9 protein-coding genes are annotated in these 17,820 nt (G+C 44.8%); all 9 read left to right on the top strand.

Annotated elements, in window-relative coordinates; all coding sequences use genetic code 11:
• The first annotated feature begins 323 nt into the window (after positions 1-323).
• The 9 genes from AC1XUD_RS00365 (at position 324) to AC1XUD_RS00325 (ending at position 17,732) form a co-directional block, all read left to right on the top strand.
• Positions 324-3,335, top strand: coding sequence for a SusC/RagA family TonB-linked outer membrane protein (locus tag AC1XUD_RS00365; RefSeq protein ID WP_483358945.1), 3,012 nt, complete (start codon positions 324-326; stop codon positions 3,333-3,335).
• Positions 3,336-3,356: 21 nt separating this feature from the next.
• Complete coding sequence (locus AC1XUD_RS00360; protein WP_483358944.1) at positions 3,357-4,850, top strand: RagB/SusD family nutrient uptake outer membrane protein; 1,494 nt, start codon at positions 3,357-3,359, stop codon at positions 4,848-4,850.
• Between the two features lie 6 nt (positions 4,851-4,856).
• A complete protein-coding gene (locus tag AC1XUD_RS00355) occupies positions 4,857-6,026 on the top strand; it encodes a hypothetical protein (RefSeq protein WP_483358943.1) in 1,170 nt (389 codons plus the stop codon).
• 2 nt (positions 6,027-6,028) lie between these two features.
• Positions 6,029-7,831 carry an FAD-dependent oxidoreductase gene (locus AC1XUD_RS00350; protein WP_483358942.1) on the top strand — a complete coding sequence of 601 codons (1,803 nt, stop codon included), beginning with the start codon at positions 6,029-6,031 and terminating at the stop codon, positions 7,829-7,831.
• Positions 7,832-7,857: 26 nt separating this feature from the next.
• The gene (locus AC1XUD_RS00345; protein WP_483358941.1) at positions 7,858-8,889 is read left to right on the top strand and encodes an FAD:protein FMN transferase; all 1,032 of its coding nucleotides are present in this window, start codon (positions 7,858-7,860) and stop codon (positions 8,887-8,889) included.
• Positions 8,886-11,474 carry a glycerophosphoryl diester phosphodiesterase gene (locus tag AC1XUD_RS00340; RefSeq protein WP_483358940.1) on the top strand — a complete coding sequence of 863 codons (2,589 nt, stop codon included), beginning with the start codon at positions 8,886-8,888 and terminating at the stop codon, positions 11,472-11,474. The genes AC1XUD_RS00345 and AC1XUD_RS00340 overlap by 4 nt, the downstream gene beginning before the upstream one ends.
• A gap of 42 nt (positions 11,475-11,516) precedes the next feature.
• Entirely contained in the window at positions 11,517-13,223 is a 1,707-nt protein-coding gene (locus AC1XUD_RS00335) for a sodium:solute symporter family protein (RefSeq protein WP_483358939.1), read from the top strand.
• Between the two features lie 47 nt (positions 13,224-13,270).
• Positions 13,271-15,349 (top strand): glycoside hydrolase family 2 protein, encoded by a 2,079-nt coding sequence (locus tag AC1XUD_RS00330; RefSeq protein WP_483358938.1) that lies wholly within the window; start codon positions 13,271-13,273, stop codon positions 15,347-15,349.
• A gap of 91 nt (positions 15,350-15,440) precedes the next feature.
• Positions 15,441-17,732: an FAD-dependent oxidoreductase gene (locus AC1XUD_RS00325; RefSeq protein WP_483358937.1), complete on the top strand. Its 2,292-nt coding sequence runs from the start codon at positions 15,441-15,443 to the stop codon at positions 17,730-17,732.
• The last annotated feature ends 88 nt before the right edge of the window (positions 17,733-17,820 follow it).

The following is a 17,820-nucleotide window of genomic DNA, read 5'->3' as shown; positions in this document are numbered from 1 at the left end:
TTGCACTATTTATATATCAACACCTTTTAAAGACTAAGTTGATCCCCTTTTTACTGATTGGCGCTACTTCATATATTTTTAATATTAATAATACACAAATTTATATATCGGTTACGTTTGCGACAACGTTACCGATACTTTTTGCGCTATTTCAACAAATTATTGGGTTTGTATTCGAATTTCAGGCTACTATATTCAAGCATTCTTCTCCATAAACACCGGAAAAGACTAACACTCGAAATGTTGATTTATACTCCAAGAAACGGAAATAAATATAACATTTTTAAGAAAACTCAAACCAATAACCCTTATTCAATTTATCTATGCTTAAAAAAGTACTTTGGCTCATCACACTGGCAATAAGCGTTTCGATAACGCATGCCCAGTCGCCTGATGTTACCGGTAAAGTCTCCGACGACAAAGGAGAAGGCATCCCGGGTGTAAGTGTAACGATAAAAGGGGGCCAGCAAGGAACCCTCACCGATGTGGATGGTAAGTTTAAATTAGCTGCCGGAGCCACTGAAACGCTCATATTTTCTTTTGTTGGATATGTAAAACAAGAAGTGCTGGTTGGCAACAAACAACAGGTCAATATTACTTTGATGGTAGACAATCGCGCCCTGGATGAAGTAGTTGTAGTGGGATATGGTACCCAGCGTAAAATCGAAACAACCGGTGCGATAGCTTCTGTAAAATCCGATGATCTGACCCAACTTCCTATCACGAATGTCGCGCAAGGACTTCAGGCAAGAGTTTCCGGGGTCCAGATCAACCAGAATACTGGTGCTCCCGGCGGTAATATCAGTGTACGTATCCGTGGAACCAACTCAATTAATGGTAACTCGGAACCGCTATATGTCATCGACGGAATTCAGATATCCAATAGCGGTGGTATTAATGACCTGAGTCCGCTGTCTACCATTAACCCGAATGATATTGAGTCAGTCGAAGTACTAAAAGATGCCTCCGCATCAGCGATTTATGGATCCAGAGCAGCCAACGGTGTGATCCTGATTACCACTAAACGCGGAAAAGCGGGAGCAACAAAAGTCTCTCTGGAAAGTTATTATGGCGTTCAGAAAGCAACAAAAACACTGGACGTATTGAACGCCGCGGAGTTTGCGCAACTCGAAAATGAGGTTTTCAAAGACAAATCCTATCCTGATCCGGCCAGTCTCGGCGAAGGCACAAACTGGCAAAAGCTGATATTCCAAAGCGCGCCTATTCAAAACCACCAGTTGACGATCAGTGGCGGAAACGAAAAAACGCAGCTATCGCTGTCGGCCAATTACTTCAATCAAAAAGGGATCATTATCAATTCCGGTTTTGACCGCATGACTTACAGGCTGAATGTTGATCATCGGGTCAGCAAGCTTTTGAAAGTAGGAACGAGCATAATGGGCAGTTTTTCGAATAATAAAGGAATCAGTGCCGCCACGGAGAATATTGGTGATGCGGGCGTGGTGACAGCCAGCGTATTGGGAGCAGCGATTGGTGCTCCTCCAACATTGCAGCCCTACAAAGCCGATGGTAGTATATATCCTTTCGCAGAACAAGGTAATGGACGTTATCGCGAAGTAATCAATCCCTTGAACTATGCAGCAGGGATGAACAACCGTAACTTCAAAAGAGCGTTGATCAACCTTTACGGAGAATTTACCATCCTTCCAGGACTAACGTATCGCGCTTCATTTAATGCTGATATCGATACCCGGCTATATGACACGTACTCACCAATTTCAATTATCGCCCTCAGCGACCGGAACGAAAATTCAGGATCGGCCTCTAAATACAACTTCAACGGATTGGGGCTGTTGCATGAAAGCGTGTTGTCTTACAGCAAAAGGATCAATGAAAAGCATAGTCTGAAATTCACAGGATTATTTGCGACACAATCCAACAAAGCGAATTCAAACCAAATCAATGCAAATGGTTTCCCCAACGATGCCACCAAAAATGAAGCGTTGCAACTCGCGCTGAATCGCACAGTAAACAGCAGCCGCAGCCTTCAACGTCTTGATTCATATATGGGTAGGATTAACTACGGATTCAAGGATCGGTACTTTTTGGACCTGACAGCACGTGTCGACGGATCGAGCAAGTTTGGAGCAAATCACAAATATGGTTTCTTCCCGGCGGTTTCGGCAGCGTGGCGTGTCATTGAGGAGCCATTTATGAAAGATATTACCTGGCTTTCAGATTTAAAATTAAGAGGTAGCTACGGAATTACGGGTAATGCGGCTGGCATTGATCCATATCAATCTCTTGCGACAGTGCAGGCTGGCGGCGGATATAATATCAATAATACTTACCAAACTGCGATTGTTCCATCTGGTATTGCCAACCCCGATTTGCGCTGGGAAAGATCTGCACAAACCGACTTCGGTGTGGATATCAGTTTAATGAACAACCGCATTTCATTGATCGCAGATTATTATTTCAAAAAAACCAACGACTTACTTTACCAGAAAACGCTGCCGTTATCGTCAGGATATAGCAGTATCACCGGAAACTACGGAGCGCTGCAAAATAAAGGATTTGAATTTGCTGCAAACGCAACAATCCTGGACGGCCCGGTAAAATGGTCGGTCAACGGCAATATCACTTTCAATCGCAACAAAGTGCTTGATCTGGACGGCGGAACGACTGACGAAAGGTTTGTGACCAATTACACGGTCCTGAAAGTGGGCCAGCCACTGGGGATATTCAAAACCTATGTATTCGACGGAATCAACCAGACCGGAGAAGCAATCGTGCCGGGATATGATGGCCGTCTGGGTGGACACAAAGTGAAGGATATCAATGGCGACGGTGCTATCAATGCTGCTGATCAGGTTATTACCGGCAATCCGAACCCGAAATTCATCTATGGATTCTCAACCAATGTGGCATATAAAGGCTTTGATCTGAGCGCATTTTTCTCGGGAACGCATGGCAATGATATCTATAATGCCAGCCGCCTTTCGTTCGAAAATCCACTTGGTCAACGCAATCTTTTCCAGGGAGTTGAAAACCGCTGGACGCCGGAAAACCAAAGCAATCAATATGTTAGCCCGATGGTTGCCGGCCGTTTGCCCATCAGCAGCTATCCGATGGAAGACGGGTCTTACATGCGCTGTAAAAACCTGATGCTGGGCTATGCTTTTCCAAATTTGAAAGGTATCAGCAGATTGAGAATTTACGTCAGCGCCAACAACCTTTTCACGATTACAAAATATACCGGTTTTGATCCGGAGGTGAACACTTATGCGGGTTCCAATACTACAATCGGTATTGACAATCTGGTATATCCACAGGCAAGATCATTCCTGGGAGGCGTTCAACTTACTTTTTAATAGCTCAAAACTCGCTAGAACATGATATCTAAGAAAAAAATATTTAAAACCATCCCGCTTATCGCCCTGGCCCTCGGAATGGGATCCTGCCAGCTGGATGAAGAGGTCTATTCTTCCATTTTTGTTGAAGATTATTACAAAACAGCATCCGACGCGGAAAAGGGTTTACTGGCCGTATATGGCGGAGTATCAAGCATGTACGGTGGCCCGGCAGCTACCATGGTACCAGATTACAGCGCCGATCAGATATACCCGCGTGGCGTGGTAGGAAGAAATACATTGACACTTTTTACGGTCGAACCAACTTATACGGTTCAAAAGAGCGCAGGTAGAACCAATGAATCGCCGTTGCAATTGTGGTCTTCTTCGTATAGCGGTATTGAAAAAGCGAACTGGATTATCGCAAAAGTGCCTGAAGCCACGATGGATGAAAAACGCAAAAAGCAGATCATCGGTGAGGCATATTTTCTTCGTGCTTTTTACTTCTGGACGCTCGCCAAAAACTTTGGTGATGTAGTCGTAAAAACCGAACCGAGCACTTCGGAAGCCAAAGCATATGTCCCAAAAAGCGCCGCGACTGATGTATATAAACAGATATACAGCGATCTGGATATGGCAGCGCAGGCCGGGCTTGCTTCCTTTCCCTCTGTAGACAAAGGACGGCCCAGCAATGAAGCAGTTGGGGCGCTATACGCAAAGGCAGCACTCTATAATCAGGACTGGGCTAAGGCGCTTGAAAAAGCCAAGTCAGTTATTGCGTCGGGCAAATATTCGCTGATGCCCAACGTGATGGATGTTTATAGTTATCTTAAGGAAGACGCGGCCCGCGTTGAAAACATCTGGGCATATGAAGCAGATCCGATTACGCCGGGAAACAGTCACCAGCTCGTTGGGTTATGCGGACCCGTGGGGAGTGCAGGGGTTGAATATGCGAAGACTTCCTACGGATCCATGTTCGCATATATGGACTTCTTCAAGTCTTTTGATCCAAAAGATAAACGCCGACAATTGCTAGACACAACTTATCTTAACAAGGCAGGAACCTGGGTTGCACAGAAGGATATTACACCGATCACTACCGAGGCAGTTTTGATTAAGAAGTATCAGGATCCGGTTTCCAGCACAGGACTAATCAACAACATTCCAATTTTGCGCCTCGCAGATGTTTACCTGATCGCGGCAGAAGCGGAAGCACAGCTGAATGGACCAACGGCATTGGCATATGAGTATATCAATGCGATTCGGACAAGAGCGGGACTGGAGAAGCTCGGTACTGGACTGAGCAAACAGGAATTTATCGACGCGGTTATTCAGGAGCGATCATGGGAATTCTTCGGCGAAGGCGACCGCTGGTATGACCTCACCCGAACCGGAAAATTCCTCGACGTGATCCCGAAAGCCGTGAACTCAGTTTACCCAAATCGTCCTGTTCAGGCTAAAAACAAATATTTCCCGATTCCACAGGATGAGATCAACGCCAATCCCGAATTGGAACAAAACGCCGACTGGAAATAGATGCTGATGAAAAAACGTCATTTCGCGTTCTTCACGATCTTTTTGATAATGAGCCTTCACAATGTTGTGAGGGCTTCTTATCGGCCATTACATCCGTATCTCGAACAAGCCGTTCAGCTCTCTGCTGGCCGGATCAAAAAATTTAAAATCAAAGAAAACGATACCACGTCGTATGTCTTGAATCTGGCCTTCGACGAAGCCGGGAATCCTGCCTATTTTTTCCGGAATATATTCACTCCTGTTTGTTATACCAACGAATGTAAACCGGTGCATATCAATTTCTATTGGGACTTACTCGGCAATTATATGCGGTATGATATGCCAAAAGGAAAAGTGTTGACGAAAGTGGACCATGACGAATTCAAACCGGATGAATATGAAAAACTGGCAGACATATTAGCAAAGCCAAACTCCATTTTTGCCGGTTTGAAGATGGAAGATTTGATCTCAAAAGGGACGGAAAACCTGGCTGATTCCGTGGATGCAAAAGCAGGAGCTACGTTGAAAACCATTAAGAATGAAGTAATTGACGGCGCGGTATATACTTGTTTCACCCTTTGGCATATCGCCTACGGCCATACTTCTGACGAAATAAAAAGCATTATTGAAAACTATGTGGACGACAGACTTTTACATGAATTTCTTGCGGGCACCAATCACCATTATCAATATTTTGCGATGGGAAAAGTGATGGATCAGAATGGCAACATTCAGCCCGCTTTCACGGAGGATGTCAAGCATGTCATCAATGGGAAAAATGTCTTTGTGGCCCGCCATGCTTTGCAAAAAACAAGTCCTCCATTTTTTAAAAGTAGCGAAATGCAGACCTGGTTGTGGGAATCATATCACAAGGCTGGCTACACTTTGCAAATATCAATTCTAAAAAAACTGCAGGATATCCCTCTGAGCGCTGACCTGGCGCTGGCCATTGCGCAGGATATCACAACTGCCAATGAAGAGCAGTCAGACCTGATGGCAAAATTGCTTATTACGCAACCATCATTATCCAACGCAACTTTGGAAAAACTATCGTCACAGTTGAATAAGGAGGGTAATTATTCTTCTAAAATCTATGGCATCCTCGATCATTTTCATCCCGATATCCCAGCTGTCAAATCAGAAATGGATCGATACATAAAGTCCAAAAAAAACACGGTTCCTAACCCAAATAACTGAATATGAAAACATTACTAAATATACTAAGCCTCGTTTTGCTGAGTTTTCAGCTGATGGCCCAGCAAACTGTTTTTGTCGAAACAGAATCTTTCGCGGATAAAGGCGGATGGGTGATTGACCAGCAATCGTATGTTGTTTTGGGATCTTCTTACATCATGGCGCACGGAATGGGTCGCCCTGTGAAAGACGCGACGACAAAGGTGCATTTCCCAAAAACTGGCAAGTACCGCATGTGGGTCCGCACGAAAGACTGGGCACCATTTCCGAAAGGGCCAGGAAAGTTCCAGGTTTTGATCGACGGAAAAAGTACCACAAAGGTATTTGGTGAAAGCGGTTCTGATGCCTGGAAATGGTATGATGGCGGCGAGGTGGATATCAAAAATTCGGATACGCAATTGGCTCTCAAAGATCTGACAGGTTTTAATGGCCGCTGTGACGCGTTGCTATTTACGGACGCGGCGAATTTCACGCCACCAAATGAGCTCGAAGCGTTATCTCAATTCAGAAGAAAACAGCTGCATTTATCAGAAAAGGCAACGGACGCAGGACATTTTGATCTGGTTGTGGTGGGAGGCGGTATCGCCGGAACATGTGCTGCCATATCCGCTTCCCGTCAGGGATTGAAAGTCGCACTAATTCAGGACAGGCCAGTTTTGGGTGGTAATAACAGCTCCGAAATCCGGGTTCATTTGATGGGTGATATTGATAAAAATCATTATCCAAAACTCGGAAGAATTGTGCGGGAAATGGACAATGGCGACCCGGGTAATGGCAATCCTGATGCAAAAGAATATGGAGATGCAAGAAAAACGGCGATTGTTAAAGCAGAGAAAAACATATCGTTATATCTGAATACTTATGCATTTAAAGTTGAGAAAAATGCGGATATCATTACTGCAGTAGTAGCGCGTGATATTGCCACGAACCAGGAAATCAGGTTTGAGGGATCGTTCTTTTCCGATTGCACGGGCGACGGGACGATTGCTTATCTCGCAGGTGCAGATTTCCGGATGGGCCGCGAAAGCAAAGCCGAAACCGGAGAATCGCTGGCAGCAGATCAGTCAGATGATTTTACGCTCGGCACATCCAACTTGTGGGCATCGATGGATCGCGATACAGTCACCACATTCCCCGAAACGCCGTGGGCTATTCAATTCTCCGACGAATACCATATCGACAAAGGCAAGGCCGACTGGGAATGGGAAACCGGTTTTGGCAATTTCAACACCATTACCCAAGCCGAACAAATCCGCGACCATAATTTGAGGGCGATATATGGCAATTGGTCTTATTTGAAAAATAACAAAAAAGACAAGTACGCAAAAAAAGAGCTGGCCTGGGTGGCCTATATTGGCGGAAAACGTGAGTCGCGCCGGATATTGGGCGACCATATCTTGAACCAGATGGATATCCAGGAAGGTAAATTTTATGACGATGGTACCGTAACCGCAACCTGGACTATCGACCTTCACTTCCCGGATGCGACGAACAGCAAATATTTTGAAGGACAGGAGTTTTTTGCGGGAACCAAGCATATCAAAGTTGCGCCATATACGATCCCATATCGCTGTCTTTACTCACGCAATATCCAGAATCTTTTTATGGCCGGCAGGAATATAAGCACTACCCACGTGGCTTTTGGAAGTACGCGCGTGATGCGCACCTGCGGTATGATGGGTGAAGTGGTTGGCTTTGCAGCTGCTTTGACCAAAAAATACAACACCACACCGAGAGCAATATATCAGGAACATTTACCGGAGCTGATGGCGATCATCAAGGATGAACCGATCGCTCCAAGACCATAATCAATTGATATACAGACAGAAATAGAATGATTAGAATACTGAATCTGATTTTGGCAGCCCCATGTATCGTGCTTTCAATAGCGTCGGCTGGCGCGGTTGCTGGCCATACTTCGGTGTATACCTCAGCGACGGATACTCTTTTGACGATTCATGGAGAAGCGCAGGGGACCACTTATCAGATCCGGTATTGTTCAGAAAAAAGCCCGGTTCAGAAATCAGAAATTGATTCAATTTTGCAACAGATTGATAAATCACTTTCCGGCTATCGCACTGATTCTGAGATTACTGAATTTAATAAAAACGGAAAATTCACATTCATTTCAGAGCATTTTTTTCCTGTTTTGAAAAAGTCACAAGAAGTCTTTCTGGAAACAAAAGGGCTTTTTGATCCGACTATTTTGCCTTTGGTTGAAGCATATGGTTTTGGCAAAAAGAAAAAGAGAGCAGAATTTGACCTAGACTCACTCCTGCAATACGTTGGTTTTCAACACATTCAATTTGATTCAGTTCAGATAAAATCGAAAAAGCAAGGTGTTCGTATTGACTTTAACGCGATTGCCCAGGGATATTCCGTAGACGTCGTTGCTAATTTTTTAGGTCAGAAAGGCATCAAAAATTATGTGGTTGAAATCGGAGGTGAAATGAGATGGGCCGGACAAAAAGACAGCGATCATTTTTGGAAACTCGGTATCGAAAACCCGACTATACCCGGCCAGCTTTGTGCCATGGTCGAAATGAGGGATATGGCCATGGCTACTTCTGGAAATTATCGAAACCAGTATGTTCAGGATGGAATCAGATATAGTCATATCATCAACCCAAAAACGGGTATGGCAGAAGCCAGCACTGTGTTAAATGCGACCGTTTTCGCAGCCGACGCCATGACCGCCGACGCGTTTGCTACGGCTTTTGTACTGATGGATATGGAAGAGTCTCAAAAGCTCCTGATACGCCGTCCCGATCTGCACGTTTTTATACAATATTCCGACGCTTCGGGAAACATCAGTCAGTTGATATCTCCTGAATTAAAAAACTATATAACATTACTAAAACCATGAAAATAAATCATTTACGCATACTTTTCCTTATAACCATTATCTCGACCAGCGCGTATGGCCAGGCTAAAAAGCCTGTTGTTTTGCAAAATAATGCCGTTCAGATTCAATGGCAAAGTGGCGCAAACGGGTTGAATATTGCATCCATTAAGACAAAGAAAGGTGCTCAGTGGATCAATGCATTCAAGTCTTCCGGTGAGTATACGCTTTTATATACCGACATTAAACCATCATCGGAACCCAAAGAGGTTTTTGAAAAAATAACGGGGGGAAAATTCCCGGAAGACGCCTATCATTATCAGCAACTGCAGTGGAAAGAAAGTACAACGGAAGTGGCATTGAACACCGCCGGAAAAGCATATCATTTTCTTCCGGAATCCGTAAATGAGACCGACCATAGTATTCAGTTTTCGAAAGAAACTGAAGTTGCCAAAATCCAGTCGACATGGCAGCTGGATCCTGAATATCCGACCGATATCAAAGTAACGTTGAACCTAACCGCCAAAAAAGACGGATATTATTCAATGGCGTCGCCGACCCTGGCCTACCTGGAAACTGCTGATATGCAATGGGTTTCGGTTCCCGGATATTTTCAGGGAAACTACATGCAGCCCAATTTCGCGCTAGCCTATGCATATGGCCATGGAATACCGACCCGTCCAGTAGTTTATCGGGAGCGTTGCGCCAGTACTTTAAATCCATTGGTAACCTCAAAAACAGGAGTGACATTAAGCGTAATTCCTGAGCCTGGCCTTGCCCGCGACCCATGGGCCAAAGACAAAATTACTCAGACCGACTGGCTGCTTGGCTTGTCGCATATGAACAGAAAAGCGCAGCTGAGCCCGACCATGTACTATCCGGTTTTGGGTGAAGAAACCTCCAAATTGACTGCCGGTCAGCAAATATCATTTTCATTCAGATATAGTATGCAAAACGGTGACTGGTTTGCGTCACTGAAACACGCTGCTAACGATATCTATGGCTTTCACAACACGTTGGAATTGAGAAAAAGCAAACAATCACTGACGGATCGCATTGAAAAAATGCATCATTATTTAACGGACCCAAAAACCTCGCTTTGGAATATCGAGCAATATAAAGGGAGAGAAATCGGCGCGCAATCCTATCTGGGCGGAGTGGTTGGCTCGAATAAAGACGCAATGAAAAACTCCGATTATGGTGCCATGTTTATGCTTGCCAAAGAGACGAACGACCCAAAATTAAGGGACGAAGTTTTACCGCCAGCACTCAATTTCAAACTCGCACAACAGCAAACCAGCGATGGCTTTTTCAAAGGAGCAGTGCAAGGTCAATATTATCTGGCGAAGAGTAAAAAATTTGTGGAAGAATGGGGCGAAGTCGTTGAACCTATTGCAGTTACATATTATGTAATGCTTGACATTGGCAACATGCTGCTTTTTGAACCTCAGAATAAAGAGCTCAAAGCGCGTTTAAAAGAAGGTGCAGATCGGCTCCTGGCATGGCAAAAAACCGATGGCAGCTGGGCTGTGGCATATGATCACAAAACAGAGGAAGAAGTTTTCAAAGACATAAAAGACTATCGATCCACGTTTTATGGATTACTGGTAGCCTACCAAATTCTTAAAGATCCCAAGTACCTCGCTGCAGCAAAAAAAGGTGCAGACTGGTTTCTAAAAAACGGAGTAAACAGGGGTTCATTTCTTGGAGTTTGCGGGGATGCCCGATATGCCCCCGATTTCGCTACCGGCCAATCCGCTCAGGCCTATCTTGATCTATTCGATATTACGAAAGATGAGAAATACAAAGTCGCCGCCATTAAATGCGCTAAAATTTATACCGCTTCAGTTTACACGCACCCAATCGCCAGTCACAAGGAAAAGTTGGTAAATGGCACGCATCTTGAAGATTGGGAAATATCTCAAACTGGTCTGAGTTTTGAACATGGCGGCATTTTCGGTTCGGCTGTTCGCCTCGGGCCTATCCAGTTGGCAAGCCATGCGGGCATGTTTATCCGAATGCATCAACTGACTGGGGAACAGATATTCGCAGACATGGCACGGTCTGCAGCGATCGGTCGTGATGCGTTCGTGGATAGTAAAACCAGCGTTGCTTCTTATTACTGGCAGGCGATGAACAGGGGCGCTGGCCCCTACCCTCACCATGCCTGGTGGCAAATCGGCTGGATTTCGGACTACCTTTTATCAGAAGCCAATTTACGCTCCAACGGAAAAATTTCATTTCCCCGCGGATTTGTCACGCCGAAAGTCGGTCCGCACCAAACATATGGATTCGAACCAGGAAATGTATATGGCGACAAAGCGCAGCTCGCACTCATTGAAGGTTTGGTCAATATTGACAATGCCTCGATTGACTATATCATTTCACAATCGGAAAAAACCAAAACGATTTATGTAACAATGCTTAACAACGAGGCTTCTGAAAACAGTTTTCGGGTGGCATTACGTGAAGCAAAATTACCCGAGCCCAACGCAAACATCCGCGAAATCAGCTATGTTGATTTTAAAGGTTCAATAGCCGACGTTCATCTTCCCATTCCAATGACGATGCCGGCATTTGGCATTCGGACAATATCTATAAAATATTAATAATCAACACGCTACCTAATACTTTACTACCTGATTGACCTTATGAACAGTACCATTGATACCGTAGTGATTATCATTTTTTCTGCCTTCGTTTTGTGCATCGGGCTGCTATTTGCCCGTACCGGCCGAAATCTGAAGTCGTTTTTTGCGGGAGGGGAAGCTGTGCCGTGGTTTATCGGAGGCTTATCGCTTTTCATGAGTTTTTTCTCAGCCGGAACGTTCGTCGCATGGGGTTCCATTGCCTATAAACATGGTTGGGTAGCCATCACAATTCAATGGACGATGTGCATAGGCGCACTTCTAACTGGTCTTTTTTTAGCCCCAAGATGGAAAAGAACCGGTGCTCTCACAGCCGCAGAGTTCATCAAACAACGACTCGGTGCTACCGTTCAGAAAACCTATATATTCATTTTCACCCTCGTTTCCATTTTTATTAAGGGATCGGTTTTGTACCCGGTTGCCAGGTTGGTAAGCTCATCGCTCGACCTGCCACTAGTTCCGTGTACAATAGTGCTTGGACTATTCATGATCACCTATACTGCCATCGGCGGACTTTGGGCGGTAATGGTAACCGATATACTTCAATTCGTAGTGTTATGCGCGGCGGTTTTCATCCTTTTACCCCTTTCGTTCAACCGCGTCGGCGGCTGGGAAGGATTTACGCAGCATGTCCCTGATGACTTTTTTAATCTGCTCAATGGCGAATATACCATTGGTTTTGTCGCGGCATTTGTGATATATCATATCTGCTATATCGGTGGAAACTGGACTATGGTGCAGCGATATACAAGCGTTGACAGTGAAAAATCGGCCCGGAAAGTAGCTTATCTTTTTGCCGCGTTATATCTGATCAGCCCTGTAATATGGATGTTTCCGCCGATGATATACAAGGCTATCAACCCGTCTCTGACCGGCCTGGATACCGAAAATGCCTACCTTATGATTTGTAAACTCGTGCTCCCGCCAGGCCTGCTCGGACTGATGTTAACAGGAATGTATTTCTCCACGTCAGCAAGTGCAAACACTGCATTGAACGTTGTTTCGGCCGTTTTTACAAATGACATATATAAAGGAATGATCAACCCTGCTGCTTCTGACAAGCAATTGATCCGCGTCGCCAGAGGCTCGTCGTGGGTTTTCGGACTGGGTATGATCGTGATAGCGTTGCTTGTACCGGCAGCTGGAGGGATTGTGGAGGTGGTTCTGAGTATATCTGCGATTTCCGGAGGACCGCTGCTCGCTCCTCCGCTATGGGCGTTGTTTTCGAAAAGGCTGAATGGAAAAGTGACGCTATGGGTAACCTTTATCGGTCTTTCAGTCAATCTCTTTTTCAAAGTTCTCTCCCCGCTTCTTCTTGATTTCAAATTATCGAGAAGTATGGAAACGATTGTCGGAGTCGGTATTCCTTTGCTGCTTCTGCTGGCCTACGAATTGTGGGCAAGATCCAGAAATATTACCGCTCAGGAATTCACCGATTATGAAGTAGAACGCGAACAAAAACGCATCGACAATCTTGTCGGGGCAAGTCCTGAAGAAGCTATAGAAATCAAACGCCAAAATCGTTTCGGATTACAGGTTATCGCCGGTGCTTTGCTTTTCACTTCATTGATACTCTTCGTGTTAAGCACTTTCACAACTTCGGGAAGCGGTATAACCATGTCTATCGCAGCGGTAATTTTGCTTGCGGCATGGATTCCATTCAGTGCTTCAAAAAAACTAAAGCCCGAACCTGAACAAGTCGCAGTCTGAATAACAAAATTCAAAAAAATACTCAATATCAAATAGTTACAATTCCAATGAAATTATTTAGCAGGTTTATCTTTTTAATTTTAATAGCAGGAAACTCCTGGTCAGCTTTGGCGCAATATAGTATTCGTCAGGCCAATGCGATTCCACTTCACGGCGAATGGTCTTTCGCACTGGATCCGGCCGAGATGGGCGTTGTCGGCAAATGGTATGCAGACGATCCGAAGGAAATTTTTCGTATGGATAAAGTCACCGTTCCCCACTGCTTTTCTGTTGATCCCCGGTTTCAGTTTTATACCGGAACTGCCTGGTACCGCAAATCATTTCCATGGAAAATCGCCAGTGGGAAACGTGTAATACTGCATTTTGATGCAGCTTATTATAAAACCCGGATTTGGTTAAATGGCAAGGAAGCGGGCAAGCATGAGGGTGGATATACTCCGTTTAGCTTCGATATCACGGATTTACTAAGGGACGGAGAAAATCTTCTTGCGGTTTCAGTCAATAATAATACCTGGAATATCGGTACGATACCGGGGGCCAAAGATTACAATCAAATCAATAACCCGTTTGTGGGCTGGATGAATTATGGTGGATTGGTTCGTCCTGTTTACCTCACTGTCGAGCCGGAAGTTTATGCAAATAATATCAAAATCGAAGCCAATCCGGACCTGGCAAAAGGCACCGCGACAATTAAAACATTGATTCGAGTTCACAATGCTTCAAAAAACACAGCGTCTCCAAAGGCAACAATTTCGATTTCATTTCAAAATAAACCACTGAATATCAGCTGGAAGAGCGAATCGAAAAGCATCCCTGCTGGGGAAACCGGAATCATAGAATCATCAGCAACTCTCACCGCTGCGCAGACCAAGCTGTGGAATCTGGACGATCCTAATTTATATCACATCAGGGCTGTTTTGGCCGGAGATACGATCTCATCCAATTTTGGAATAAGACAGGTTGAAGTCAAAAACGCGCAATTGCTTTTGAATGGTCAGCCGATCAAAGTGGGCGGCGCAAATCGGGTGGTTGATTATCCGGGTCTCGGTTCATTGGAGCCAGACTGGCTTGTGGAAAAGGATTTCAAACTGATGAAAGAGGCCGGAATGGAGTTTCAAAGATTGACACATTATACTCCAACCGAACAATTTTATGAGTTGGCCGACCGGTACGGGATGCTGATCATCAGCGAAGCCGGAAACTGGCAAATGACTCCAAATCAAATGGATAATGATTCGATGCGTACCAAATTCCGCTCTCAGTTTAAGGAAATGGCTGAGCGTGATTGGAACCATCCGTCCGTAATTGCATATAGCGTTGGAAACGAATATTTGTCCGATTTTCCCGAAGGTCAGCGCTGGACAAAGGATATGATTGAATATGCGAAACAGCTGGATCCTACTCGACTATACACTTTCGCGACGATGCGCCTGAATACTTTACCCAAAAAACCGGAAGACGAAGCAAGCCAGTATGTGGATTTTGTGTCTACCAATACTTATGGAAACCATGCCAAAGTACTTGACCATATACACGCCTTATACCCCGACAAGCCCATACTGATCAGCGAATGGGGTGTAAGGGCTGACGATAAAAAGGAATTCTGGCTCGATAAACCCCGAACGGACACTCACAATTTTAATGAAAGCGAAGTAGCTCAGGCACAGCACATTTCAGCGGTCAACGCCGAAATCCGAAAACGACCATATGTTGTCGGGGCGTCCTGGTGGACATATAATGACTATCAGAGCCGTCACCATGGTACCAATATTAACGGATACCGGCCATGGGGTCTCGTTCGCCCCGACCGAACTCCGAGACCTGCCTACTATACCTACCAATCGGAAATGGCGCCTTTGACTATCGAAAAAGTGTCATATCAGCCCGGTTCAGACGGTATTCATCAGTTGGTAGTGAAAATTACCGCGCGAAGAGATTTTCCTGCATATGCGATCCGGAATTATTATTTAAAAGCAGACGGCAACAGCTACCCAATCGGAAATTTGAACCCCGGCGAAAGCGCGAGCATTACCTTGAAGATCAAAGGGTTTGATCAATCGGTACCCGTTAGCGTTTATAAGCCCGGTGACTTCAAAATATTGGAACAGATCATAGAATTGAAATAATACACGACTAGCAAAATCACAACAACCTGAATGACAATAATTTAGAAAACCAAGATTGTCAGTCAGGTTAGACCAAATACCAGATATAACCATGATAAAGGAAGAGTACACCCCAAAAAGAAGCCCTAAAACTATCTCACAATCAACCGATCTGGTAATAGTCGGTGGAGGACTAACCGGGACATGTGCCGCAATTACGGCAGCAAGAGCAGGATTGAAAGTGACTTTAGTGCAAGACCGGCCCGTGTTAGGTGGTAATTGTTCCAGTGAAGTAAGACTATGGATTTTGGGAGCAACCTCACATATGGGCAACAACAACCGGTGGGCACGCGAGACGGGCGTAATTGACGAGATCATGGTGGAAAATTTGTACCGGAACCCGGATGGAAATCCACTGATATTCGATACCGTTCTTCTTGAAAAGGTGGTCGAAGAAGAGAATATCACCCTACTTTTAAACACGGCGGTTTATGATATGGATAAAGGATTAGCTCAGAATAGCGAACAGGATCTCATCAAAACCGTGTATGCATTTTGCAGTCAAAATAGCACACAATATGCATTAAGCGCACCACTTTTTTGTGATGCTTCGGGTGATGGAATTGTCGGGTTTCTTTCAGGTGCTGCGTTCAGGATGGGTGCGGAATCGATGGAAGAATTTGGAGAAAAATTCGCGCCGGACAAGTCATATGGCGAGCTGCTTGGCCATTCCATGTATTTTTATTCCAAAGACGTGGGGCGTCCTGTCAAGTTTGTACCGCCTTCGTTTGCATTGCAGGATATTACAGAAATACCTCGTTATAAAACATTTACCCCAAAAGATTTTGGCTGCCGACTTTGGTGGCTGGAATATGGTGGACGTCTGGATACTGTTCATGATACAGAAAAAATCAAATGGGAATTATGGAAAGTGGTATATGGTGCGTGGAATTATATCAAAAACTCCGGCGACTTTCCTGAGTCAGAAAACATGACACTGGAATGGGTTGGAACAATTCCCGGCAAACGGGAAAGCCGTCGGTTTGAAGGAGATTATTTGCTCACACAACAGGATATTGTTGAACAAAAAGTATTCGAAGATACAGTCGCATTTGGAGGCTGGAGTCTCGATTTGCACCCCGCCGACGGGATATACAGCGATCAATCAGGTTGTAATCAGTGGCATAGCAAGGGGGTATACCCTATTCCATATCGGTGCTACTATAGTAAAAATGTCAACAATCTGTTCATTGCTGGCCGAATCATGAGCGCGACGCATGTTGCTTTTGCATCCACGCGAGTAATGGCCACAAGCGCTGTGGGCGGACAGGCGGTGGCGATTGCGGCTGCTTTATGCAAGAAATATAAGTGCTCACCCCGCGAAGTTGGTAGTAGGCATCTGTCAGAACTACAACTCGAACTCTGGCGTTCGGGGCAATATTTGCCACAAATTGACATTCAGGATAAGGAAGATCTGGTGCAAAGCGCGGAGCATATCACGGCATCTTCCACCTTAAAATTAAAAGAGTTACCAGGAGTGGGTACCTGGGAAACAATTAACGATTCAGTGGCTCAAATGCTGCCTGTTTCTGCTCAAAAATTGCCTGCTATTACATTTTGGGTAGAAGTGGAAGAAGATACCATTTTGGAGGTTGAGCTTCGTAAAAGCAGCAAGAGCATCAACCATACACCTGATATCACAATTGATAATCAAAGCTTTACATTATCAAAAGGCAAACACGAACTAACCGTGGACTGGCCTGCTCAATTTGACGAGCCATGTTATGTTTTCGTGTGCTTTATGAAAAATGACAAGGTGAAATTGCAATATAGCGAAGCCAGAATTTCAGGCATCGTTTCAGTTTTCAACGCAACGAACCCTGCCGTTTCTAACTATGGAAAACAAGAGCCGACGGAAGATATCGGCGTGGATACTTTCGAATTCTGGTGCCCGAAGCGTCGCCCGGAAGGCAGGAATGTGGCTATGAAATTAGCGCAACCGCTGGACGTATTTGGAACGGAAAATCTGAGAAACGGTCTTCATCGTCCTATATCTCAACCGAATGCCTGGGTCGCTGACTTCAACGATACCAATCCGTTGCTGACCATATCCTGGAACGAGCCCAAAGCCATTTCTAAAATTGAGCTGGTATTTGACACGGACTACGATCACCCGATGGAAAATGTAATTTATGTACATCCCGAAACTGTGATGCCATTTTGTGTTGGTAACGTTTCCGTTCTGAACTGCAATAATGAAGTCGTCGCAGAGATCAAGGATAACCATTTGAGCAGACGAACGATTTTATTGGAAGAGCCAGTATATACTCAGCATTTGAAAATTAAGCTTTCGGGACAAAATCCGAATGTTCCGGTCTCGCTCTTTGAGGTTAGGTGTTATTAGGTTCCGTAATAGATCCGTCATCTTCAATAAACGGATGGCGGATCTATATCAACCATTTACCAAATTCAATTCTTGATTTATTCATGAT

The sequence above is a fragment of the Dyadobacter sp. HNCC25DJ184 genome (genome assembly GCF_056895215.1).
Note: the sequence above shows the minus strand (reverse complement) of the source record. Positions and strands in the feature narration are given on the sequence as shown.

Coding starts and splice junctions, on each gene's coding strand:
- AC1XUD_RS00365 (WP_483358945.1), top strand. CDS start 324: ATGCTTAAAAAAGTACTTTGGCTCATCACACTGGCAATAAGCGTTTCG.
- AC1XUD_RS00360 (WP_483358944.1), top strand. CDS start 3,357: ATGATATCTAAGAAAAAAATATTTAAAACCATCCCGCTTATCGCCCTG.
- AC1XUD_RS00355 (WP_483358943.1), top strand. CDS start 4,857: ATGAAAAAACGTCATTTCGCGTTCTTCACGATCTTTTTGATAATGAGC.
- AC1XUD_RS00350 (WP_483358942.1), top strand. CDS start 6,029: ATGAAAACATTACTAAATATACTAAGCCTCGTTTTGCTGAGTTTTCAG.
- AC1XUD_RS00345 (WP_483358941.1), top strand. CDS start 7,858: ATGATTAGAATACTGAATCTGATTTTGGCAGCCCCATGTATCGTGCTT.
- AC1XUD_RS00340 (WP_483358940.1), top strand. CDS start 8,886: ATGAAAATAAATCATTTACGCATACTTTTCCTTATAACCATTATCTCG.
- AC1XUD_RS00335 (WP_483358939.1), top strand. CDS start 11,517: ATGAACAGTACCATTGATACCGTAGTGATTATCATTTTTTCTGCCTTC.
- AC1XUD_RS00330 (WP_483358938.1), top strand. CDS start 13,271: ATGAAATTATTTAGCAGGTTTATCTTTTTAATTTTAATAGCAGGAAAC.
- AC1XUD_RS00325 (WP_483358937.1), top strand. CDS start 15,441: ATGATAAAGGAAGAGTACACCCCAAAAAGAAGCCCTAAAACTATCTCA.